A 22,459-nucleotide genomic window follows, 5' to 3' on the forward strand; every position below is an offset into this window, starting at 1 on the left:
CGGATCCGATCAGGGTGGCCAGGGAAGGGCCAGACGACGCCGGCAGATCGGGGGATCTGCCGGCGTCGTTGTATCTGTGGCCGCTGCGACAATCGGTGTCGCGGCGCCGCCAAGATATTGATATGGCTTGCTTTCCTTCTGCCGCCAGCACGCGTGAATGGGGCATTTCCCTGCGCATGAGCTGGAGCGCTGCGTCTTCACAAAAATGAGAAGCGGCGCACAGTTTGATTCACTGATATGCTCCGCGGCTCACCAGGGGACGCTGGCGGCGGGTGCAGGGAATGACCGGCAGGGGTGCGGCCGAGAACATCGACATGACAACCGGTATCGCCAAGACGGCGATGGCCGAGATCGTGCATGCGCTGCTCTCCGAAGAAGAAGTCGCCCTGTTTGCCCGGTTCGCCCAGCCCTGCAGGGTGGAAGCGGGCCAGTGGCTGTTCCAGCGCGGCCACCGCGGCGAGTGCATGTACATCATCCTCGAAGGCCTGATCGAGCTGGATTTCGGCGAGGACCTGGTGCTCAAGACGCTCGGCCGGCATGAGTTCTTCGGTGAGCTCGGCCTGTTGATGGGCGACCATCCCCGCAGCGCCAGCGCGCGGGTGATGGCCGACTGCCACGTGCTGGAACTGGGGCCGGCTGATTTCCATCGCCTGGTCGAGTCCGATCCGGGCCTGGTGGCCTACTTCCTGCGGCGCACGATCCTGCGCGTGCTGACCAATGAGCAGGCCCTGATCAGCCAGCTGCGGCGGCGCAACCATGACCTGGAAGCCGCGCTGGACAACCTGTACATCACCACCCACCAGCTGACCCACACGCGTGAGCTGGTGCGCACCGATGAACTGACCGGCCTGCACAACCGCCGCGGCCTGGCCCTGTACCTGCAGGAATGCCGTACGCAGGAAGAAGGGCTGCCGCAGGCGCTGCTGCTAATCGACTGCGACCGGTTCAAGCAGATCAACGACCGCCACGGCCACCAGGCGGGTGACCGGGTGCTGCAGAGCATGGGCAACATCCTGCGCTCGATGGCTGGCGAACATGACCTGGCCTGCCGCCTGGGCGGGGATGAGTTCTGCCTGATCCTGCGCCGGGGCAGCACCGAGATTGTGCAGCACGCTGCCGAGTTCATCCTCAGCGCGGTGCACGGCCTGCTCGAGCGCAGCCATGGCACCCCGCATGTCAGCCTGGCCAGCATCGGGGCCAGCCTGCTGGCCCCTGACGCGGACTGGAGCGAGTGGTACGCTCGCGCCGATCGTGCGCTGTACCAAGCCAAGCGCGCAGGCGGCAACTGCCTGCGGTGGACCGATGGTCCGGATGGACAATGAGCGGAGATCCAGGCGATGAATGGCGACAACGGAACGTCGACCCCGCATAACGCCCAACTGCGGGCGCTGCTTTTTACCGACCTGTGCGATTCGCTGCAGCTGGTGGAGCGTATCGGCGACGCTGCCGCGGCCACCCTGTTCCAGGAACACGACCGTCTGGTGCTGGTGTTGCAGCATCGCTGGAACGGGCAGCTGATCGACCGTTCCGACGGCCTGTTCCTGCTGTTCGAGCGCCCAGTGGACGCGCTCGGGTTTGCACTGGATTACCAGCGCGACCTTCAGGCGCTGGGCGAACAGCGCAGGGTTGAACTGCGTGCACGGGCGGGCCTGCATGTGGGTGATGTGCTGACCTGGGAAAACAGTCCCGAAGCGGTCAAGGTCGGCGCCAAGTCGATGGAAGTCGAAGGCCTGGCGAAGCCGATGGCCGCGCGCCTGATGACCCTGGCGCGCCCTGGCCAGATCCTGATGTCGGCGGTTGCCGAGTCGCTGACCCGACGCGCCACGGATGCCTTGGGCGAGCGTGGCGAACGCCTGCTGTGGAAGTCGCACGGGCGTTGGCGGTTCAAAGGCATGCCGACCGTCCAGGAAGTGATTGAAGTTGGCGAGATCGGCTTTGCTCCGCTGCGCCTGCCACGCGCCAACGCCAAGGCACGGCGTGATCTGCCGTTGTGGCGTCAGCCGGTGGTGCTGCTGGCGGAAAGCCTGATCCTGGCGTCTGTCGTGGTGGGGGGGTGGTTCCTGCTGCGCCCGGAGCCGGCTATCGCATTCTCAGAGCGCGATTGGGTGGTGCTGGCCGACCTTGAGAATTTCACCGGTGAGCCGGTGTTCGATGAATCGACCCGCCACGCGATCCTGATCGCACTGGAACAGTCGCGCTATGTGAATGTGCTGTCCGAAGGCAAGATCCGCGAAAGCCTGGAAATGGCGCGCCTGTCCGGCGATACCCGCTTGAATCGCGGTGCAGCCATCGATGTGGCCATGCGCGAAGGTGCACGAGCGGTCCTGCTGCCGACCGTACGTCCCAAGGCAGGGGGCTATCAGCTGGGAATCGATGTGGTGGCACCCGGCAGCGGGCAGGTGGTGCGCAGCTTCACTGTCGCCGCCGACGGCCCTGACCAGATGATGTTCGCGGTGGACGATGTCGTCGGTCGTCTGCGCCGCGGCCTCGGTGAATCGGTGGCCAGCCTGGAACAGTCCCTGCCGCTGCCGAAGGCCTCCACCCGCGACCTACGCGCTCTGCGCGCCTATGCCTTGGCCGAGAATGCCCTGGGCCAGCGCCGCTTCGAGGAAGCACGCAATCTCTACCAGGCGGCGATCGACATCGATCCTGGTTTTGCCCTGGCCTACATGGGCGTGGCCAAGCTGCTGGCCCGCACCGAAGAAGGGCGGCAGGCCCGCGAGGCAATGCAGCACGCGCTCGCCCAGCAGGAACGCCTGCCACCGCGCGAGCGCCTGTATCTGAAGGCCTGGCAGGCGGAGCTGGAACCGGGCGGCTGGGCCCTGGAACAATGGCGGACGCTGGCCAAGGTCTATCCCGACTCCTTCGCCGGGTTATCCAACACGACCTGGCTGCTGCTGCAGGACAATCGTTTCAGCGAAGCCGAATCCTATGCACGTGCGGCGTCCGTACCGCAGGATCCGCTGCGGCTGTATCCGATGGTGCAGTTGGCACGCATCCAGATCGCGCACAACCAACCGCAGTTGGCCGCCGAAACGCTGGTGCAGGCACAAGGGCTGCGTGGCCGCGATGATCCCGATGACACCGGGGTCGATGTATTCGTGGCGCAGCGCCGCTATGTGCAGGCCGCGCAGCTGCTGGTGAAGCTGCGCACCGGAGATGCACTGGCGCAGCGGATGCGGCTGCGTGCACAGCTGCTGCTGGCTGCCGACCAAGGTGATTGCGCATCGATGCAGGCAGCCGTGCGCGAGGACGCGCCGGCACCTGAGCTTGCCGACATGCAGGTGCAGCAGCGATTGCAGCATGCCAGCGTGACCACGTTGTGCGCGGCGGGCGACAAGGCCGAGCTGCAGGCCATCGCAGCGCAGCTGCAGCCGCTGCTGGAAGATCGAGACGATCCCATGCAGCAGGCCCGCAGCCTGCAGTGGCTGGCTCTTGTCTATCTGGCCCAGCGGCAGGGACAGACCGATGTTGCCGAAGGCTGGCTGCATGCGAACGAGGCACTGCTGCGCGCTCAGCGCAGCCCGATGGTCGGTAAATGGATGCGCGTGGTTGCAGCGATGGGCGAACTGCAGGGACAGCGGCCTGACGCCGCGCGCGCGCTGATCGAGCCGATGCTGGATGGCAGCGAACCGGTGCAGGCGCACGTGGTACTGCTGCATGCACTACGTGCGCAGCGCGATGACGCTGGCGTACGCCGAGAACAGGAATGGCTGGCCCGTCACCGTGGTCAGGCCATTGCCGAAGTCACGGCGATGCAGGTCTGGCAGCCGCTGAACGTGCACGATGTATCGACCTGGGCCGCACCGGCCAAAGCGGCCGGCGCGCCCTGAGGCGGTAATCAGTCGCCGATGCGCTCGTCGACTTTGCCGGCTTCGAAGCAGAACACCACATTCATCGCGGTCAGCGAGCTGGCCAGGTGCTTCTGCAGGCCGTCACGAACGCGGGTGAGTTCCTCCACCGAAGCGAGCGAGTCGATCTTCATGCAGTCCTTCTCACCCAGGGCGGCGTCCAGGCCGATGCTGGAGAGGGCCTGAGCCGGTGATTCGGCGAAGCGTTCGCGGAACGCGGCATCGTTGATGAGGTTGTCCAGCAGTACGCCGGCGTCTTCAGCGGAAAGGCGGGGGTCGGTAGCCATGTCGATCATCCAGAGTAGAACCTACGGTATCGGCCACCAGCGCTCGGCATTTAGGGCGTCGTGTGCATTGCACAGGAACACCGCCGCAGTACCGCAGCCGATGTGGGCAACCCGCATACTACGGGTTCCACTGGTGGATGACGAAAGATGCAGATCCGACGTTGCGCGATCGTGATGTTCGAACCCCGTAGCGAAGTCTCGCTGGACCTCTCCCTGCTGCTGCAGGGCCAGGCGGGCCTGGCCACGCGCATGCATTGGCAGGCGCTTGCTGCCCACCTGGAGGCGCCGGTGGAGGTGAGCATCGAGGAAATCGACGTGCTGGGCCGCATCGAGTCGGATCGCTGGGCGGAGTCTGCACAGGTTGGCATCGAAGGCGCCGTGCTGGCACGGCTGCTGGAGGTTGGTCTGGTGATCAGCCAGGAGCCGGGTGAGGCAGCGCATCGAGACCGCGACCAGCGCCTGCGCGACGCCAACTGGTGGCCCCTGTCGGCGCTGCAGCATCGGATGGGACGCTGGGGCGGTATCAACAGCGCGCGCGAAATGCGCGAGGGCAAGCTGGTCACGGCGCAGGATCTGCATGACAGGTTCGGTGCACCGCCCGTCGCGGTCGACGCGCCAGACACCGCCCCTGTGGCACTGCCCGAAACACCTGACGATGCGCGCGACGAGCTTCTGCAGAAACGTGCAACCTGCCGCAACTTCGATGCGCAGCGTGCACTGGCGCTGCCGATGTTGGCGCAGGTACTCAAGCGGACCGTGCAGGCACACGCTGCACTGCGGCCGGGGGATGGCATGGAGTTCCTGAAGAAGAACATTCCTTCCGGCGGCGGTCTGCATCCGCTGGAAACCTATGTGGTCGCCCTGGCTGTCGACGGTCTTGCGCCGGGCGTCTATCACTATCATCCGATGGAACACGCGTTGCGACCGGTCGCCGTTGCCACCGACGACCTGCGCGCCATGGTGCTGGGTTTTGTTTCCGGGCAGGACTGGTTCGCCGACGCCCCGCTGCACATCATCCAGGTGGCACGCTTCCCACGCAGCTTCTGGAAATACCGCCGCCATCCAAAGGCCTACAGGGCCGTGCTGCTTGATGCGGGGCACCTTTCGCAACAGTGGATGCTGTCAGCCACCGAACTTGGGCTGGCGGCGTACGTGACTGCGGCAATCAACGAAATCAACGTGGAGAAGGCGCTGGGGCTGGATGGCATCGACGCCAGCCCGGTGATGATATGTGGCCTGGGGTGGCGCGCGGTCACCCAGGTCACCAGTGAATTCGACCCGCTGCAGCAGGTCTGGCGCGGAAATCCGGCTTCGCAATCCTGACCTCTGGGCAACAGGTGAGCCGGGCAGCGCCCGGCTCACCATCGGTCACGCCGCTTCGAAATCCACCAGCACCGCGCCATCCCCCACCTGGTCACCGGCCTTGGCGCGATAACCCTTCACCGTGCCATCGGCTGGCGCCTGCAGAGTGTGTTCCATCTTCATCGCTTCCAGCACCACCAGCGGCGTGCCGCGCTTCACCTGCGTGCCTGCCGCCACCAGTGTCGCCACGATCCTGCCGGGCATCGGTGCCAGCAGGCTGCCGGCGTCGGCGCTGGCCTGTTCCGATTCGCCCACCGGGTCGTGCAGGGTGAAGCGGTGCTGGCCATCGCTGCCGAACAGATACAGCTGGTCGCCGTCGCGCTGCAGCTGCAACCGCCAGCGACGGTCGTCCAGTTGCACCAACAGGGTGTGGCCATCGGCATGGCCGACGACCTGTTTCGGCGCGGCGTCATCGCACTGCACGCGCCAGCCATCGGCCGTGGCCCACACCTTCAGCGTGTGCGCCCGCTCTCCCTGCTGCAGTGGCACCACACGCGCGGCAGGGGCGCCCAACCGCCAACCATCCTGTGCCTGCCACGGCGAACGCGGGTCGCGCACATCGGCGGCAGCGGCCGGTGTGCTTGCTACCGCGGCGATCGCTGCCAGTTCCCACAGTGCCTGCTCACCGTCACCGGTCACCGCCAGTGCGGTCTGCTCACGCTCGATCAGCGCGGTATCCAGCTTTGCGTTGGCGAACGAATCGGTGTGCAGCAGGCGGCGCAGGAAGCCGGCATTGGTGGTCACACCCACTACCTGGCAGTCGGCCAGGGCCTGGCTCATGCGCCGCAGCGCGGCGTCGCGGTCCACGTCCCAGACGATCAGCTTGGCAATCATCGGGTCGTAGTACGGGGTGATGCTGTCGCCTTCCTCCACACCGGTGTCCACCCGCACGTTCGCCGACGGGGTCGGCAGGCGCAGGCGGCGCAGGGTGCCGGTGGACGGCAGGAAGCCACGGTCGGCATCTTCGGCGTACAAGCGCGCTTCGAGCGCATGGCCGTGGATGGTCAGTTCGTCCTGGCGCTTGGGCAGCGGCTGGCCGGCGGCCACGCGCAGCTGCCATTCCACCAGGTCGGTACCGGTGATGAACTCGGTGACCGGATGTTCGACCTGCAGGCGGGTGTTCATTTCCATGAAGTAGAAATCGCCGTCCGGGCCGGCGATGAACTCCACCGTGCCCGCACCGACGTAGCCCACCGCGCGCGCGGCATCGACGGCGGCCTTGCCCATCGCTGCGCGCCGGTCGGCGCCCATGCCCGGGGCCGGCGCTTCTTCCAGCACCTTCTGGTGGCGGCGCTGCACCGAGCAGTCGCGCTCGAACAGATACACCGCCTCGCCATGGCCACCGCCGAATACCTGGATCTCGATATGGCGCGGGCGCTCGACATACTTTTCGACCAGCACATGGTCGTTGCCGAACGCCGAGGCCGCCTCGCGCTGGCAGCTGGCCAGTGCATCGACGAAGTCCTCGCTGCGCTCGACCTTGCGCATGCCCTTGCCACCGCCGCCGGCGCTGGCCTTGATCAGCACCGGATAGCCGATGCCATCGGCCTGGGTGCGCAGGAACGCCGGCGCCTGCTGGTCGCCGTGGTAGCCCGGCGTCAGCGGCACGCCGGCCTTGGCCATCAAGGCCTTGGCCGCGCTCTTGTCGCCCATCGCGCGGATCGCACTGGCGGGCGGACCGATGAAGGTGATCCCCGCCGCGACGCAGGCGTCGGCGAAGTCGGCGTTCTCGGAGAGGAAGCCGTAGCCGGGATGGATGGCCTGCGCGCCGGTGCGGCGTGCGGCATCGAGGATGGCATCGCTGCGCAGATAACTCTCGCGCGCGGCCGCCGGGCCGATGTGGATGGCTTCGTCGGCCAGGCGCACATGGCGTGCATTGCGGTCCGCATCGGAATACACCGCCACGGTGGCGATGCCGAGGCGACGGCAGGTGGCGATGACGCGGCAGGCGATCTCGCCACGGTTGGCGATCAGGACTTTGCTGAACATGGCAACAGACTCGGTCATGGCACAGGTCACATGCGGAACACGCCGAAGCGCGTCTGCTGCGGGGGAGCGTTGAGGCTGGCCGACAGGGCCAGGGCCAGTACCCGGCGGGTATCGACCGGATCGATCACACCGTCGTCCCACAGCCGCGCACTGGCGTAATACGGGTGGCCCTGCTGTTCGAACTGGTCGCGGATCGGTGCCTTGAACGCCTCCTCTTCCTCGCCCGGCCACTGCCCACCCTTGGCTTCGATGCCATCGCGCTTGACCGTGGCCAGCACGCTGGCGGCCTGTTCGCCGCCCATCACGCCGATGCGTGCGTTCGGCCACATCCACAGGAAGTTGGGCGAGTACGCGCGGCCGCACATGCCGTAGTTGCCGGCACCGAACGAGCCGCCGATCACCACGGTGAACTTGGGCACCTTGGCGCAGGCCACGGCCATCACCAGCTTGGCGCCGTCCTTGGCGATGCCGCCCTGTTCGTACTTGCGGCCGACCATGAAGCCGGTGATGTTCTGCAGGAACACCAGCGGAATGTTGCGCTGGGTGCACAGCTCGATGAAGTGCGCGCCCTTCAGTGCAGACTCGGAAAACAGGATGCCGTTGTTGGCGATGATGCCGATCGGGTAGCCGTGCAGATGCGCGAAGCCGGTCACCAGGGTGGCGCCATAGCGCGGCTTGAACTCATCGAAACGTGAGCCATCGACCAATCGCGCGATCACTTCGCGCACGTCGTAGGGCTTGCGCGTATCGGCCGGGATCACCCCGTACAGTTCGTGCGCCGGCAGCAGCGGTTCTTCCACCGGCTGCAGCGCCATCGCTGCTTCGGGCTTGCGCCAGTTGAGCTGGGCGATGATCGCGCGCACCCGTGCCAGCGCCTGCAGGTCGTTGTCGGCCATATGGTCGGCCACGCCGGAAATGCGCGTGTGCACGTCGGCACCGCCCAGCTCTTCGGCTGTCACTACTTCACCGGTGGCCGCCTTCACCAGCGGCGGGCCGCCGAGGAAGATGGTGCCCTGCTCGCGCACGATCACCGTCTCGTCGCTCATCGCCGGCACATAGGCGCCACCGGCGGTGCAGCTGCCCATCACGCAGGCGATCTGCGGAATACCCTGCGCGGAGAGGTTGGCCTGGTTGTAGAAGATGCGACCGAAGTGGTCGCGGTCGGGGAACACCTCATCCTGCAGCGGCAGGAACGCACCGCCGGAATCGACCAGGTAGATGCACGGCAGATGGTTCTGCTCGGCGATTTCCTGCGCGCGCAGATGCTTCTTCACCGTCACCGGGTAGTAGGTGCCGCCCTTGACCGTGGCGTCGTTGGCCACGATCACGCACTCCACGCCACTCACGCGGCCGATGCCCGCAACCACGCCAGCAGCAGGCACGGCGTCGTCATACATGCCGTGCGCGGCCAGCGGCGCGATTTCCAGGAACGCACTGCCCGGGTCGAGCAGGGCATCGATGCGGTCGCGCACCAGCAGCTTGCCGCGTGCGGTGTGCTTGGCGCGTGCCGCTTCGCTGCCGCCCAGGGCGGTGCGGGCGAGGGTGGCGTGCAGATCGTCGACCACGGCCTGCATCGCCGCGCGGTTGCTTTCAAACGTATCGCTGCCCGGTTGCAGCTGGCTGCCTAGGATGCTCATGGGGTGCCTTACAGGGTGCGCTGGAACAGTTCGCGGCCGATCAGCATGCGGCGGATCTCCGACGTGCCGGCGCCGATTTCATACAGCTTGGCATCGCGCCACAAGCGGCCGGTCGGGTATTCGTTGATGTAGCCGTTGCCACCGAGGATCTGGATCGCCTGGCCGGTCAGCCAGGTCGCCTTCTCGGCGGCGTACAGGATCGCGCCGGCTGCATCCTGGCGGGTGGTGCGGCCCTGGTCACAGGCGCGTGCTACGGCATACACATAGGCGCGGCAGGCGCCCAGGCCCACGTACATGTCGGCGATCTTGGCCTGGATCAGCTGGAAGCTGCCGATCGGTTCACCGAACTGGTGGCGTTCGTGCACGTACGGCATCACCACGTCCATCGCTGCAGCCATCAGGCCCAGCGGGCCGCCGGACAGCACCACACGCTCGTAGTCCAGGCCGGACATCAGCACGCGCACGCCGCCACCGACCGCGCCCAGCACGTTCTCTTCGGGGATCTCGCAGTCCTGGAACACCAGTTCGCAGGTGGGCGAGGAGCGCATGCCCAGCTTGTCCAGCTTCTGCGCGGTGGAGAAGCCCTTCATGCCCTTCTCGACCAGGAAGGCGGTGATGCCCTTGGCACCGGCGTCCATGTCGGTCTTGGCGTAGACCACCAGCACGTCGGCGTCAGGGCCATTGGTGATCCACATCTTGTTGCCGTTGAGCACGTAGCGGTCGCCGCGCTTGTCCGCGCGCAGCTTCATCGACACCACGTCCGAACCCGCGCCCGGTTCGCTCATCGCCAGCGCACCGATCTTGGCGCCGCTGCACAGGTCCGGCAGGAAGCGCTGCTTCTGCGCCTCGGTGCCGTTCTTGCGCAGCTGGTTCACGCACAGGTTCGAATGCGCGCCGTAGGACAGGCCGATGCCACCGGAAGCACGCGAGACTTCTTCCATCGCCACCACGTGGGCCAGGTAGCCCATGCCGGTGCCGCCGTATTCTTCTTCCACGGTCAAGCCCAGCAGGCCCTGCTCGCCCAGCTTGGGCCATAGTGCCAACGGGAACTGGTTGGTCGCATCGGTCTCGGCCGCGAGCGGCGCGATCTCGGCAGCGGCAAAATGGGCCACGCTCTGGCGCAGCAGGTCGATATCTTCGCCGAGGTCGAAGTTCAGGGATGGCACGTGCATTGCGATGGCTCCACGAGGGAAGGTGGGGAATGGACGCACCCGGAAGGGTAAGCGGCAGCTGTTCACAGCAGCAGCCCGCGCGGGCGATTGGACCCCAGCGTAGCGGGGTTCGGGTAAGAAGTGAATACAAATTCAAAAATTGAAACTAGAATCAGAACATGGCCTATAAACGCTCAGCATTGATGGAAGAACGCCTGGCCGGGGCCCGTGAACGGATCCTGCTGGCCACCCGCGAACTGGTCGCCACCGGCGGCTGGCGCAACGCGCCGGTAACGGCCGTGGCAACCCAGGCCGGGGTCTCCACCGGCTTGATCTACCGCCACTTCCCGTCCAAGGCGGAGCTGTTCGTGGAAGTGCTCAATGCCGCCGTGGCCCACGAGGTGGCGATCATGGAGCGCATCGCCAGCGCCCCGGAGCCGGCCAGCGTGCGCCTGCGCCAGGCCATCACCGCCTTTGTCCGCCGTGCCCTGGCTGGCCCTGGGCTGGCCCACGCCTTCATCGTCGAGCCGGTGGACCCGGACGTGGAAGCCGAGCGCATGCGCGGCCGCCGTGCCTTTGGTGACGTATTCCTGCGCCTGGTGGAAGAGGGCGTGGCGGCCGGTGAACTGCCGGCGCAGGACGCGCACGCTGCCGCCGCCTGCCTGGTGGGTGCGTTCACCGAAGCGATGGTCGGCCCGACCGCGCCCAGCCGTGAAGCGCACCGCGACGAAGGCGCGCTGGTCGAGGCCATCTGCAGTTTCTGCCTGCGGGCTGTTGGCGCCCCCGTCATCCGGTAGTGCCGGCCGCTGGCCGGCATCTGCACGATGCATCCGAAGACATGGCGATGCCGGCCAGCGGCCGGCACTACCGGGCAGGCATGCTGCGCCGCACCAGCCCTGACGCCTGTTGTCGCACGCAAAGTGCGTTCTATACTCGGCCCATCACGCAGTCGCTCAGCCGTGGTCCAACGACTATCAGCCAGGGGTAACGAAGAGTGCGGAATTACGATCTGGAGTTCCTGAAACGCTTCTCCATGGTGATCGCGCTGTTGATGGCCATCACCCTCGGTCTGATCCTCCTGGCCGCGTTCATCCACACCCGGATTCCGCCCGAGGTGTCGCCCACCGCCGCCAAACGCACCGAACAGCGCATTTCGCCCACCGGCGCGGTGTACGCCGGCAGCACCGGCGCGGCCGCGCAGGCTGCAGCGCATGCCGCCGCGCTGGCCAAGGCCGCCTCGCAGGTGGCCTACGGTGGTACCAAGGACGGCAAGGTGATCTTCGACAACCTGTGCACCGCCTGCCACACCACCGGCGTGGGCATGGCGCCGACGCTGGACCACTCGCACTGGGACAAGCGCCTGGCGCAGGGCAAGGACACCCTCTACAAGCACGCCATCGAGGGCTACACCGGTCCGGATGGCGGCATCATGCCGCCCAAGGGCGGCAACCCGGCGCTCACCGAGGAGCAGATCCACGCCACCGTGGACTGGATGCTGGGCAATCTGAAATAACGGGTTCTGCGGCACCCGCTGGTGCCGGCGGGTGGCTGGCAACCTCATGACCTCTGGTAGTGCCGGCCGCTGGCCGGCAACCACGCATCGCACAGAGGTCATGAGGTTGCCGGCCAGCGGCCGGCACTACCTTTGCCGACCAAGGCCGAAACCCCGCCGCGCAGGCGGGGTTTCACATTTCAGGGTTAGTCTGTGCGCCTCTTCCGTGGAGTCGTCTGTCGATGCGCCGCCGTTCCCTCGCCCTTGCCCTGTCCCTGCTGCTGCCAGCATCCGCTTTCGCCCAGGCTCAGCCGCAGGTTGCGTCGACCCCGGCGACCGCGCCGCGCAGCCCGGCCACCGTCACCCTGACGGCCGCGCCGGCCGACTGGCGTGCACTGGAAGGCCAGCACGTGCGCATCGCCGCGCCGCTCACGCTGGCCGGCACCGATGGTCTGGAGCGCTTCGGCCAGCTCACCGTCGCCTTTGATGGCCGCCTCTGGCAGCCGACCGAAGTGGCCGTGCCCGGCAGCGCCGGTATCGAACAGGTGATGGCCGACAACCAACGCCGCCGCCTGCTGCTGGACGATGGCAGCGATGCGCGTGACCCGGCCAGCGTCGGTTACCTGCCGGGCAACCCGGTGCTGCGTACCGGCATGCAGCTGCGCAACGTGGAAGGCACCGTGCGCGTCGATGCGCAGGGCCGCCCCAGTCTGCAGGTCGACGGCACAGTGAAGCTGCCGGAACTGCAGCGGCCGGCCGTGCCGAGCGTGCCCGGCAGCCTGCATATCGCAGCCTTCAACCTGGAGAACTTCTTCAACGGCGACGGTCAGGGCGGTGGATTCCCGACCCTGCGCGGCGCGCGCACACTGGACGAGCACAAGGCGCAGGTCGGCAAGCTGGTCGCTACCGTCAACGCGCTGGGCGCCGATATCGCCGCGCTGATGGAACTGGAGAACGACGGCTACGGCCCGCAGTCGGCCATCGCCGAACTGGTGGACGCACTCAATGTCGGTCTCGCGGCCGACAAGCAGTGGGCGTTCGTCGATGCCGGGCAGGGCCCCGGCAGCAATCCGATCCGCGTCGGCATCATCTACCGCAGGAGCGAATTCAAACCGCTCGGCAAGCCGCTGACCAAGCTCGACGGTCCCTTCGTCGAACACAGCCGTGCGCCGCTGGCGCAGGCCTTCCAGGGCAAGGGTGCACCGTTCATGGTGGTTGCCAACCATTTCAAGTCCAAGGGCTGCCGCGAGGCCAGCGGTGCCGACGCCGACCGCAATGACGGACAGGGCTGCTGGAACGCTACCCGTGTGGAATCGGCCAGGCAGCTCAACACCTGGGTGCAGGCCGAAGCCGCACGTCTGAAGGTGAAGGACGTGGTGCTGATGGGCGACTTCAACGCCTACGCGATGGAAGATCCGATCCGCACCCTGCACGACCTGGGCTGGCAGGATGCCTTCAAGGTAGCCAAGGTCGAACAGCCCTACAGCTACGTCTACAACGGCTATACCGGCCGCCTCGATCACGCGCTGCTGAGCCCGACGATGGCCAAGCGCCTGCGTGGCGCCGCCGAGTGGCACAGCAACGCCGACGAGCAGGACGCCAGCGGCTACCAGGGCCGCAACGTGCAGGGCCCATGGCGCAGCTCCGACCACGACCCGCTGCTGCTCGGCTTCGACAGATAAGCCTGCGCCGGGGTCAGAGCCCATTCCGTGGGAATGGGATCCGACCCCAGGCATCACTCACCCCCAGGCGATCAAACCAATCGCCAGCACCGCCAGTGCCAGGCCGGCGCGGTTCCAGCGCGTGGTCGCCTCGCCGAAGGCGAACACGCCCACCAGCGCACCCAGCACCACCACGCCGATGTTCATGCCGGCGAACACGGTGGCCGGGCTTTCCGGCATCGACTGGTGCGCATGCACGTAGAACAGGATGTTGCCGCCGTTGAGCAGGCCCAGCAGCGCGCCGGCACCGACGTTGCGCCAGGCCAGGCGGCTGCGCCCACTGAAATGCCGCCACAGCTGCAGCGCCAGCATCAGCACGAAGGCCACGCTGAAACTGGCCAGCACCGCCGCCATCGACGGCGTGCCCGACAGCGCCACCTGCTTCAGCAGCACATCCACCACTGCAAAGCCGGCCCACACGCCCAGCAACCAGCCCCAGCCGCCGGCGGAAGCGGCCACTGCCGGGCCGCGTGGACGCAGGCTGATGGCCACCATCGCCAGCAGGCCCAGGCCCAGCCCGACCAGCTTCCACGGCGTGGCGGTCTGCCCGAAGAACAGGAACGCCGCCGCCAGCGACAGCAGCAGCGACAACCGCTGCGCCACATCACTGCGGACGATGCCGGCAACAGCCACCGCGCGGCCGAGTACCAGGAAGATCGAGGGCAGCACCACCGCCAGCGCCAGCAGTGAAACCCACGGTGCGTGCGGTGCGCGCAAGGCGTCCAGCGGCGGCTGCAGCACCACTGCCGTCATCGTCGCGGCGACCAGATAGTTCCAGGTCACCATCTGCGCAACATCCAGCTGGCGGCGGCCAGCGAGCTTCAACAACACCGAAACCAGCACACTGCAGATCACGGCCAGGGACAGGTAGAGCATGGGGCGGGCACAGGGCAGCGGCGGGGGACGCTATCATGGTGCCATGCACAAGCCCTCGTTCCCCGTCGCCCCCGGCGAAACCGCCTGCATCGCACTGGAGGGCCCGGTTGGCCCGCTGGAAGTGCTCATCGACCTGCCCAAGGCCGATGTGCCGGTGCAGCCGATCGTGGCCATCATCTGCCATCCGCTGTCCACCGAAGGCGGCACCCTGCACAACAAGGTGGTCACCATGACCGCCACCACCCTGCGCGAGCTGGGCATCGCCACGGTGCGCTTCAACTTCCGAAGCGTCGGTGGTTCTGCCGGTGAATTCGACCATGGCGTTGGCGAGCAGGAGGACCTGAAGGCCGTCACCGCCTGGGTCCGCCAGCAGCGCCCGGACGACCGCCTGTGGCTGGCCGGCTTCAGCTTCGGCGCGTTCGTTTCGCTGAAGGCCGCCGCCGAGCTGCAGCCCGAAGCGCTGATCTCGATCGCGCCGCCGGCGGGCCGTTGGGACTTCGGCGGCATCGCGCCGCCGGCCCGCTGGCTGGTGATCCAGGGCGAGCAGGATGAGATCGTCGACCCGCAGGCCGTCTACCAGTGGCTGGACAGCCTTGATGCGCCGCATGAGCTGGTGCGCATGCCGGACACCAGCCACTTCTTCCACCGCAAGCTGATCGACCTGCGCGGCGCGCTCACCCACGGCGTCAAGCATTGGCTGGGCACGGCGGCATGAGCGAGGTGGAACTGACCCCGACGCAACGCTATGCGGCCGGGGTGGAACGCGGCGATTGGCAGAACGACCCGGCCCAGCATGCGGCCCTGGCCGAGCTGGACCGGATCCACCTGGCCCTGGTGGACAGCGCCGAAGACGGCTGGCTGGACCGCCTGTCCTCGTTCTGGAAGAAGCCCGAGCCGGTCAAGGGCCTGTATTTCTGGGGCGGCGTCGGCCGCGGCAAGACCTTCCTGGTGGACCTGTTCTACGACGGCCTGCCGATCAAGCAGAAGTACCGTACCCACTTCCATCGCTTCATGCGCAGCGTCCACGAGCGCCTGCGCGAGCACCAGGGCCAGAGCGACCCGCTGGCGAAGATCGCCCAGGAATGGCGCAGCAACCTGCGCGTGCTGGTGCTGGACGAATTCTTCGTCACCGACATCGGCGATGCCATGCTGCTGGCGCGCCTGCTGGAGCGGATGTTCGCCGAGGGCGTGACCCTGGTCACCACCTCCAACACGGCGGTGGAAAACCTGTACCTCAACGGCCTGCAGCGCGAGAGCTTCATGCCGGCCATCGGCCTGCTGCAGCGCTACTGCGTGGAGCTGTACGCCGAGGGCACCGAGGACTACCGCATGCGCGCGCTGACCCGTTCACCGGTGTACCGCGCGCCGCTGGCTGACGACAGCGATGGATGGCTGGCCACGCGCTGGGGCGAACTGAGCGGTGGCCAACCGGCCAAGGCCGGCAACATCGAGATCGAGAGCCGCAAGATCCCGGTACGCGCGCGTGGCAAAAGCATTGCCTGGTTCGACTTCGCCGCCTTGTGTGAAGGCCCGCGTGGGCCGTCGGATTACATCGAGATCGCGCACGAGTTCAACACCGTGCTGCTGGGGGGCATTCCGGCCTTTGATCGCCTGAACGAGGATGCCGCGCGCCGCTTCGTCAACCTGATCGACGAGCTGTACGACCGCCACGTCAACCTGGTCTGCACCGCCAGCACCTCGCCGGTCGAGCTGTACACCGGTACCCGCCTGCAGGGCGCGTTCGAGCGCACCGCCTCGCGCCTGATCGAAATGCAGAGCGCCGAGTACCTGGGTACCCCGCACCGCGCGTGACAACGAGGGTAGTGCCGGCCGCTGGCCGGCATCTGCACGACGCATCCGGACCCATGGGCTGCCGGCCAGCGGCCGGCACTACCGGCTGCGGTGGCTACCGGATTGGCGCCAGCGCATCCCCCTGTGGCCGCTCATCCGGACGGGCCGACACATGCAGGCCCGAACCGGTGCCGTGCTCCACCCGTACACTCTCACCTCGCTCCAGCAGCCGCAGCGGCTGTCCCTGGTAGCGTACCTCCAGCGCGTCGTGAGCATCCGCCAGCGACTGCACCAGCGGGCACAGTGCCATCGCCTTGGCCTCCAGCTGCTGGCCGCGCGCTTCCATGCGGCGGTCGACCTCTGCGTCGAGACGGTCGGCGCGGCGCTCCATGGCTCCGGCGCGACCGGTAAACACCTGCCACAGAACGCTGCGGGTCATCGACGCGGCCATCGTCTCGGCCATCTGGTCGATATGCGCGTCGAAGCCATCGCCGAAGGACTCCTGTTCCCAATAGCCGCGGCCCAGGCTGGCGTCGATCCAGGTCTGCATCTCGCCGCGCATCGCGCGCATCTGGCGGTTGTGCGACTTGCCGGTGATGGCCTCGAAGGCGGCGTCCAGCGCATCGAAGGTGACCCCCGAGACTTCGTGGGCCAGCGCGGTGACGGCCGGCATCAGCTGGCGGGCGCCGGCCTCCATCTGCCGCAGGCGCGCAGCGTCGGCGGCACTGACCGTCACCATCCTGCCGTCCAGGCTCAGCTCGCCGTCGTGGAACACCACCTCATGTGGTGCCTGCGGGCCATGCCGCAGCCAGATGCCGCCGCTGTCCACCAGCACGTCGTAGTCGGTATGGATGCCGCACTGGTCCGAGCGCAGGTCCGGCCCATCGGAGGCAAGCGCCGGAGCAATGAACAGGGCAGGCAACAGGGCCAGGGCGGGCAAGCGCAGGCGCATCGGAACATCCTTCTCCGGAACCGGAGGACCAGCATCCGCCGCCAGCGCGTGGGCGTCACCGGCCGGAAGTCATCCCGTCCACCGGATTCCCACCGGCTGCCCACCACCTATCCACAGAGTTGTCCCTCGCCTGCGCGGCCCTGTCATGTGAAGCTGTCATTGTTCCGCTGGTGGGGTGCTGATTACCGCCACCACGACGCTTTTCGGGCTTGACTGCGCAGCCCGATCCAGCAGGTCCAAAGCGTCCAAACCGGGCGCCGATGGCACGATCCTTGCGGCGCAAGGGATTGCCGAATTTCACTACATTTGGCGTTGACGGACCCAACTACCCCCACTATCTTGTGGCTGTCGGTTGTGGGGACCCCAAGCCGCCGGGCCCATGGAATGGATCGCCGGACCTTCCGGTGATACGCCCTCCATGCCCGCAGCGGCACCGGTCAGCACTGCCAGCAGCAGCCACAGGCGCAGGTCTCAATTCCTGCGACACCGGTCTGCCACCCTGGGGTGTCACGTCCCGGGCCGCGTCATCCGATGCACCGAGCCACCATCCATCACGCCAAGAGGACACACGCCGTGACCACCGAGACCAGCGCCACCATCGAGAAGGAAAGCGAGTTCCTGTTGACGTCGCCGCCGACGTCCAACGCGATGAGTGTGACCAAGCGCAATGGCACGACCGAGCTGGTGGATCTGAACAAGATCGTCCGCGCGGTGCAGCGTTCCTCCGAAGGCCTGCACGCCGTCGATCCGATGCGCGTGGCCACCCGCACCATTTCCGGCCTGTACAACGGCGCCACCACCCAGGAGCTGGACGAACTGTCCATCCGCACCGCGGCGCTGCTGATCGGCGAAGAACCCGAGTACGGCCGCCTGGCCGCGCGCCTGCTGGCCAACTTCATCGCCAAGGAAGTGTCCAACCAGGAAATCCACGCGTTCTCGCAGTCGGTGGGTCGTGGCCACGAAGTGGGCCTGATCAACGACCGCCTGCTGAACTTCGTGCAGACCAACGCACGCAAGCTCAACGATGCCATCGACATCTCGCTGGACCTGAACTTCGATTACTTCGGCCTGCGTACCCTGTACGACCGCTACCTGCTGCGCCATCCGCACACCCGCAAGGTGATCGAGACCCCGCAGCAGTTCTTCCTGCGTATCGCCAGCGCGCTGAGCGAAGACGTGCCGGAAACCCTGGCGCTGTACAAGCGCATGGGCAACCTGGACTACCTGCCGTCCAGCCCGACGCTGTTCAACTCGGGCACCACCCATGAGCAGCTGTCCTCGTGCTTCCTGCTGGACTCGCCGCAGGATTCGCTGGAATCGATCTACTCCAAGTACGGCGACATCGCCCAGCTGTCCAAGTTCTCCGGCGGCATCGGCGTCAGCTACACCCGCGTGCGTTCGCGTGGCTCGCTGATCAAGTCGACCAACGGTCATTCCAACGGCATCGTGCCGTGGCTGAAGACCATGGATTCGTCGGTGGCTGCGGTGAACCAGGGCGGCAAGCGCAAGGGCGCGGCCTGTGTGTACCTGGAAACCTGGCACGCCGACATCGAGGACTTCCTCGAGCTGCGTGACAACACCGGCGACGAATCGCGCCGTGCGCACAACCTGAACCTGGCCAACTGGATCCCGGACCTGTTCATGAAGCGTGTCGAATCGGACCAGGAATGGTCGCTGTTCGATCCGCGCGTGGTGCCCGAGTTCACCGACCTGTTCGGCGAAGCCTTCGAGGCCGCCTACCTGCAGGCCGAAGCACAGGGCAAGGCCAACCGCACCATCTCCGCGCGCAAGCTGTACTCGCGGATGATGCGCACCCTGGCCGAGACCGGCAACGGCTGGATGACCTTCAAGGACAAGTGCAACCGCGCCAGCAACCAGACCCTGCGCGCCGGCAACGTGATCCACCTGTCCAACCTGTGCACCGAAATCCTGGAAGTCACCTCGGCTGAAGAGACTGCGGTGTGCAACCTGGGTTCGATCAACCTGGGCAACCACTTCGACGGCAACGGCGAGTTCGATTTCGACAAGCTGGCCGACACCGTGCGCCTGGCCGTACGCCAGCTGGACCGCGTGATCGACCTGAACTTCTACCCGATCGAATCGGCACGTCGCGGCAACCTGCGCTGGCGTCCGGTCGGCCTGGGCTGCATGGGCCTGCAGGACGTGTTCTTCCGTAAGCGCCTGCCGTTCGATGGCGCCGAAGCCCGCGCGCTGTCGAAGAAGATTGCCGAGACCATTTACTTCCACGCGCTGGAAACCTCGGTGGAACTGGCCCAGGAACGCGGCAAGCACCCGTCCTTCGCCGACACCCGTGCGGCCAGCGGCGAGCTGCAGTTCGATGCCTGGAACGTGGTGCCGGAAGATGCCGCACGCTGGGACGCCCTGCGTGAGCGCATCAAGGAACACGGCCTGCGCAACTCGCTGATGATCGCGATTGCCCCGACCGCAACCATCGCCTCCATCGCCGGCTGCTACGAGTGCGTGGAACCGCAGGTGTCCAACCTGTTCAAGCGCGAGACCCTGTCCGGTGACTTCCTGCAGGTGAACCGCTACCTGGTGAACGAGCTGAAGAAGCTGGGCCACTGGACCCCGGAAATGCGCGATGCGATCAAGCTGGCCGACGGCTCGATCCAGGGCATCAGCCAGATTCCGGAAACGCTGCGCCACGTCTATCGCACCGCATGGGAACTGCCGATGCGTTCGCTGATCGACATGGCCGCCGACCGTGGCGCCTTCATCGACCAGTCCGCCTCGCTCAACCTGTTCATGGAAAGCCCGAGCATCGGCGCGATGTCGTCCATGTACATGTACGCCTGGAAGCAGGGCATCAAGACCACCTACTACCTGCGTTCGCGTCCGGCCACCAAGATCGCCAAGACCACCGTCAGCCACACGGCCAGCGTTGCACCGGAGAAGGTGTTCAGCCCGGAGGAGGCCATCGCCTGCTCGCTGGAGAACCCGGAAGCCTGCGAGGCCTGCCAGTAATAAGCGGCACCGCCGCGCGGTAGTGCCGGCCGCTGGCCGGCAACCCCGGCCGATGATCATCACCCACGGTAGCGCCGGGCCATGCCCGGCCGCTCACCCAGGAATTCAAGGAAACACCCATGGCCGACAAGCCCAAGCAGATGCTGCTCGATCCCGGTTTTGAACTGACGCTGCGCCCGATGCGCTACCCGCAGTTCTATGACATGTACCGGAATGCGATCAAGAACACCTGGACGGTGGAAGAGATCAACTTCCAGATCGACATCAGCGACCTGCACAGCAAGATGTCGCCGGGCGAGCGTCACCTGATCCACCGTCTGGTCGCATTCTTCGCCACCGGCGATTCGATCGTGTCCAACAACCTGGTGCTGAACCTGTACCAGCACTTGAACGCGCCCGAAGCGCGCATGTACCTGTCGCGCCAGCTGTATGAAGAAGCGCTGCACGTGCAGTTCTACCTGACCCTGCTGGACAACTACCTGCCGGATCCGGACGAGCGCGTCAAAGCCTTCGCTGCGGTGGAGAACATCGACTCGATCAAGAAGAAGGCCGATTTCTGCTTCAAGTGGATCGACTCGATCCAGGACCTGAAGCGCATCGAGACCCGCGACGAGCGCCGCCAGTTCCTGCTCAACCAGATCTGTTTCGCTGCGTGCATCGAAGGCCTGTTCTTCTTCGCCGCGTTCGCCTACGTGTACTACTTCCGTTCGCGCGGCCTGCTCAACGGCCTGGCCTCGGGCACCAACTGGGTGTTCCGCGACGAAAGCGCGCACATGGAATTCGCCTTCGAGTGCGTGGACGTGATCCGCGAGGAAGAGCCGGACCTGTTCGACGACAAGATGAAGCAGGATGTCTATGACATGCTGGCCGAAGCCATCGAGTGTGAGGTGCAGTTCGCCGAGGACGTGCTGTCCGGTGGCGTGGCGGGCATTTCCACCCGTGACATGCGCCAGTACCTGCAGCACTGCGCCGACAACCATTTCCATCGCCTGGGCATGGAGCGCAAGTACAACGTGCGCAACCCGCTCAGCTTCATGGAACTGCAGGACGTGCAGGAACTGACCAACTTCTTCGAACGCCGCGCCTCGGCCTACCAGGTGGGCGTGAAGGGTGAAGTCGCCTTCGACATGAATTTCTGATCGAACCGGTCAGGACTGTCGCAACGAGAAACCCCGGCCAACGCCGGGGTTTTTCGTTTTTACGGTAGGGCCTGGCGCTACCGCCGCCCATCCACCGCCATGCGCACGGCCAACCCGGCCAGCACCGTGCCCATGAACCAGCGCTGCACTGCCTGCCAGGTGGGACGGGCCGCCAGGAAGCCGGCGATGCTGCCGGCCATCATCGCGATGATGCCGTTCACGCTCACGCTGACCAGCAGCTGGGTGGAGCCCAGCACCAGCGACTGCATCAGCACGCCGCCTTCGCTGTCCGGGTGCAGGAACTGCGGCAGCAGGGACAGGTACATCACCGCCACCTTCGGATTCAGCACATTGGTCAGGAAACCCATCGCGAACAGCTTGCGCGGGCCGTCCACCGGCAGGTCACGCACCGCGAACGGCGAGCGGCCGCCCGGCTTCAGCGCCTGCCAGGCCAGGTACAGCAGGTACAGCGCGCCGCCGATGCGCAGCGCGTCGTAGGCGAACGGCACGGTCATCAGCAGCGCGGTGATGCCCAGCGCCGCGCACAGCATGTAGAACACGAAGCCCAGCGCCACCCCGCCCAGCGAGATCAACCCGGCCACGCGACCCTGGCAGATCGAGCGCGAGATCACGTAGATCATGTTCGGCCCGGGTGTCAGCACCATGGCCAGCGAGACAAGGGCGAAGGCCAGCAGGTCGGACGTGGCGGGCATGGTGGGTTCACGCAGTGGGGGTGCCGAAGTGTAGCGCCGCCTGCACGCAACCTGCCTTAAAATCCGTCTTACCCCACACCCGAACCGCCCCCATGACCCCCATTCCCGAGACCGTGCCGCCGACCGAAGTGCGCATGGCCGAAATCGTCTTTCCCAACCACACCAACCACATGGGCACCCTGTTCGGTGGCCAGGCACTGGCATGGATGGACAAGGCCGCCTTCCTGGCCGCCGCCCGCTACTCGCGCCGCACCGTGGTGACCGCGCGCAGCGACCAGGTTGATTTCAAGCTGCCGATCCGCATCGGCCAGATGGTGGAGACCATTGGTCGCATCGTCGAGGTTGGTCGCAGTTCGATGAAGGTCGAGGTCGAGCTGATCGCCGAAGACCTGCACAGCGGCGAGCGCAAGCTGTGCACCCGTGGCCACTTCGTGATGATCGCGCTGGGCGAGGACGGCCACCCGGTGACCGTGCCGCGGCTGCCCGACGCCGCCCCGGCTGCCTGAGCCCGCG

The 22,459-nt window shown here is 66.5% G+C and carries 18 protein-coding genes; 11 read left to right on the forward strand and 7 right to left on the reverse strand.

Annotated features, from left to right (window positions below; genetic code table 11):
- Positions 1-281 precede the first annotated feature (281 nt).
- Positions 282-1,322: a GGDEF domain-containing protein gene (locus ACQ5SA_RS16835; protein ID WP_499315112.1), complete on the forward strand. Its 1,041-nt coding sequence runs from the start codon at positions 282-284 to the stop codon at positions 1,320-1,322.
- 15 nt (positions 1,323-1,337) lie between these two features.
- Complete coding sequence (locus ACQ5SA_RS16840) at positions 1,338-3,833, forward strand: putative peptide modification system cyclase (protein ID WP_353100437.1); 2,496 nt, start codon at positions 1,338-1,340, stop codon at positions 3,831-3,833.
- Positions 3,834-3,841: 8 nt separating this feature from the next.
- On the opposite strand, the gene ACQ5SA_RS16845 is transcribed toward ACQ5SA_RS16840, so the two are convergent.
- Positions 3,842-4,138: an NHLP-related RiPP peptide gene (locus ACQ5SA_RS16845; protein WP_353100439.1), complete on the reverse strand. Its 297-nt coding sequence runs from the start codon at positions 4,136-4,138 to the stop codon at positions 3,842-3,844.
- 147 nt (positions 4,139-4,285) lie between these two features.
- On the opposite strand from ACQ5SA_RS16845, the gene ACQ5SA_RS16850 reads away from it, so the two are divergent.
- A complete protein-coding gene (locus ACQ5SA_RS16850) occupies positions 4,286-5,461 on the forward strand; it encodes a putative peptide maturation dehydrogenase (RefSeq protein ID WP_499315113.1) in 1,176 nt (391 codons plus the stop codon).
- A gap of 45 nt (positions 5,462-5,506) precedes the next feature.
- On the opposite strand, the gene ACQ5SA_RS16855 is transcribed toward ACQ5SA_RS16850, so the two are convergent.
- Genes ACQ5SA_RS16855 through ACQ5SA_RS16865 form a run of 3 tightly spaced genes read right to left on the reverse strand, consistent with a single transcriptional unit; the run spans position 5,507 to position 10,298 of the window.
- On the reverse strand, positions 5,507-7,489 hold the full coding sequence (locus ACQ5SA_RS16855; RefSeq protein WP_499315114.1) for an acetyl/propionyl/methylcrotonyl-CoA carboxylase subunit alpha: 1,983 nt from the start codon (positions 7,487-7,489) through the stop codon (positions 5,507-5,509).
- A 26-nt stretch (positions 7,490-7,515) separates the two neighbouring features.
- The gene (locus ACQ5SA_RS16860; protein WP_230110218.1) at positions 7,516-9,126 is read right to left on the reverse strand and encodes a carboxyl transferase domain-containing protein; all 1,611 of its coding nucleotides are present in this window, start codon (positions 9,124-9,126) and stop codon (positions 7,516-7,518) included.
- 8 nt (positions 9,127-9,134) lie between these two features.
- Positions 9,135-10,298, reverse strand: a complete 1,164-nt coding sequence (locus ACQ5SA_RS16865) for an isovaleryl-CoA dehydrogenase (RefSeq protein WP_312787401.1) — start codon at positions 10,296-10,298, stop codon at positions 9,135-9,137.
- Positions 10,299-10,456: 158 nt separating this feature from the next.
- Between ACQ5SA_RS16865 and ACQ5SA_RS16870 the strand changes: the two genes are divergently transcribed.
- The 3 genes from ACQ5SA_RS16870 to ACQ5SA_RS16880 all read left to right on the forward strand — a co-directional run bounded on the left by ACQ5SA_RS16870 (position 10,457) and on the right by ACQ5SA_RS16880 (position 13,451).
- Positions 10,457-11,074, forward strand: coding sequence for a TetR/AcrR family transcriptional regulator (locus ACQ5SA_RS16870; protein ID WP_230110220.1), 618 nt, complete (start codon positions 10,457-10,459; stop codon positions 11,072-11,074).
- A gap of 197 nt (positions 11,075-11,271) precedes the next feature.
- Positions 11,272-11,790 carry a c-type cytochrome gene (locus tag ACQ5SA_RS16875; RefSeq protein ID WP_088100772.1) on the forward strand — a complete coding sequence of 173 codons (519 nt, stop codon included), beginning with the start codon at positions 11,272-11,274 and terminating at the stop codon, positions 11,788-11,790.
- A gap of 221 nt (positions 11,791-12,011) precedes the next feature.
- Positions 12,012-13,451: an ExeM/NucH family extracellular endonuclease gene (locus ACQ5SA_RS16880; protein WP_499315115.1), complete on the forward strand. Its 1,440-nt coding sequence runs from the start codon at positions 12,012-12,014 to the stop codon at positions 13,449-13,451.
- Positions 13,452-13,508: 57 nt separating this feature from the next.
- On the opposite strand, the gene ACQ5SA_RS16885 is transcribed toward ACQ5SA_RS16880, so the two are convergent.
- A complete protein-coding gene (locus ACQ5SA_RS16885) occupies positions 13,509-14,366 on the reverse strand; it encodes an EamA family transporter (RefSeq protein ID WP_499315116.1) in 858 nt (285 codons plus the stop codon).
- 43 nt (positions 14,367-14,409) lie between these two features.
- Between ACQ5SA_RS16885 and ACQ5SA_RS16890 the strand changes: the two genes are divergently transcribed.
- Both ACQ5SA_RS16890 and zapE read left to right on the forward strand, forming a co-directional pair.
- Positions 14,410-15,081 carry an alpha/beta hydrolase gene (locus tag ACQ5SA_RS16890; protein WP_499315117.1) on the forward strand — a complete coding sequence of 224 codons (672 nt, stop codon included), beginning with the start codon at positions 14,410-14,412 and terminating at the stop codon, positions 15,079-15,081.
- The gene (zapE, locus tag ACQ5SA_RS16895; protein ID WP_499315118.1) at positions 15,078-16,178 is read left to right on the forward strand and encodes a cell division protein ZapE; all 1,101 of its coding nucleotides are present in this window, start codon (positions 15,078-15,080) and stop codon (positions 16,176-16,178) included. Before ACQ5SA_RS16890 ends, zapE begins: the two co-directional genes overlap by 4 nt.
- A 94-nt stretch (positions 16,179-16,272) precedes the next feature.
- Here the strand turns inward: zapE and ACQ5SA_RS16900 are convergent, their stop codons facing one another.
- Positions 16,273-17,109: a DUF2884 family protein gene (locus ACQ5SA_RS16900; protein ID WP_499315119.1), complete on the reverse strand. Its 837-nt coding sequence runs from the start codon at positions 17,107-17,109 to the stop codon at positions 16,273-16,275.
- Positions 17,110-17,682: 573 nt separating this feature from the next.
- Here ACQ5SA_RS16900 and ACQ5SA_RS16905 point away from each other — a divergent pair.
- Both ACQ5SA_RS16905 and ACQ5SA_RS16910 read left to right on the forward strand, forming a co-directional pair.
- On the forward strand, positions 17,683-20,094 hold the full coding sequence (locus tag ACQ5SA_RS16905; RefSeq protein WP_230110227.1) for a ribonucleoside-diphosphate reductase subunit alpha: 2,412 nt from the start codon (positions 17,683-17,685) through the stop codon (positions 20,092-20,094).
- Positions 20,095-20,213: 119 nt separating this feature from the next.
- Entirely contained in the window at positions 20,214-21,233 is a 1,020-nt protein-coding gene (locus ACQ5SA_RS16910) for a ribonucleotide-diphosphate reductase subunit beta (RefSeq protein WP_089241511.1), read from the forward strand.
- A 77-nt stretch (positions 21,234-21,310) separates the two neighbouring features.
- Here the strand turns inward: ACQ5SA_RS16910 and ACQ5SA_RS16915 are convergent, their stop codons facing one another.
- A complete protein-coding gene (locus tag ACQ5SA_RS16915; RefSeq protein WP_089241505.1) occupies positions 21,311-21,946 on the reverse strand; it encodes a LysE family translocator in 636 nt (211 codons plus the stop codon).
- A gap of 92 nt (positions 21,947-22,038) precedes the next feature.
- On the opposite strand from ACQ5SA_RS16915, the gene ACQ5SA_RS16920 reads away from it, so the two are divergent.
- Positions 22,039-22,452, forward strand: a complete 414-nt coding sequence (locus ACQ5SA_RS16920) for an acyl-CoA thioesterase (protein ID WP_499315120.1) — start codon at positions 22,039-22,041, stop codon at positions 22,450-22,452.
- Positions 22,453-22,459 lie beyond the last annotated feature (7 nt).

Source organism: Stenotrophomonas indicatrix, from assembly GCF_050573115.1.
Classification (GTDB): domain Bacteria; phylum Pseudomonadota; class Gammaproteobacteria; order Xanthomonadales; family Xanthomonadaceae; genus Stenotrophomonas; species Stenotrophomonas lactitubi_A.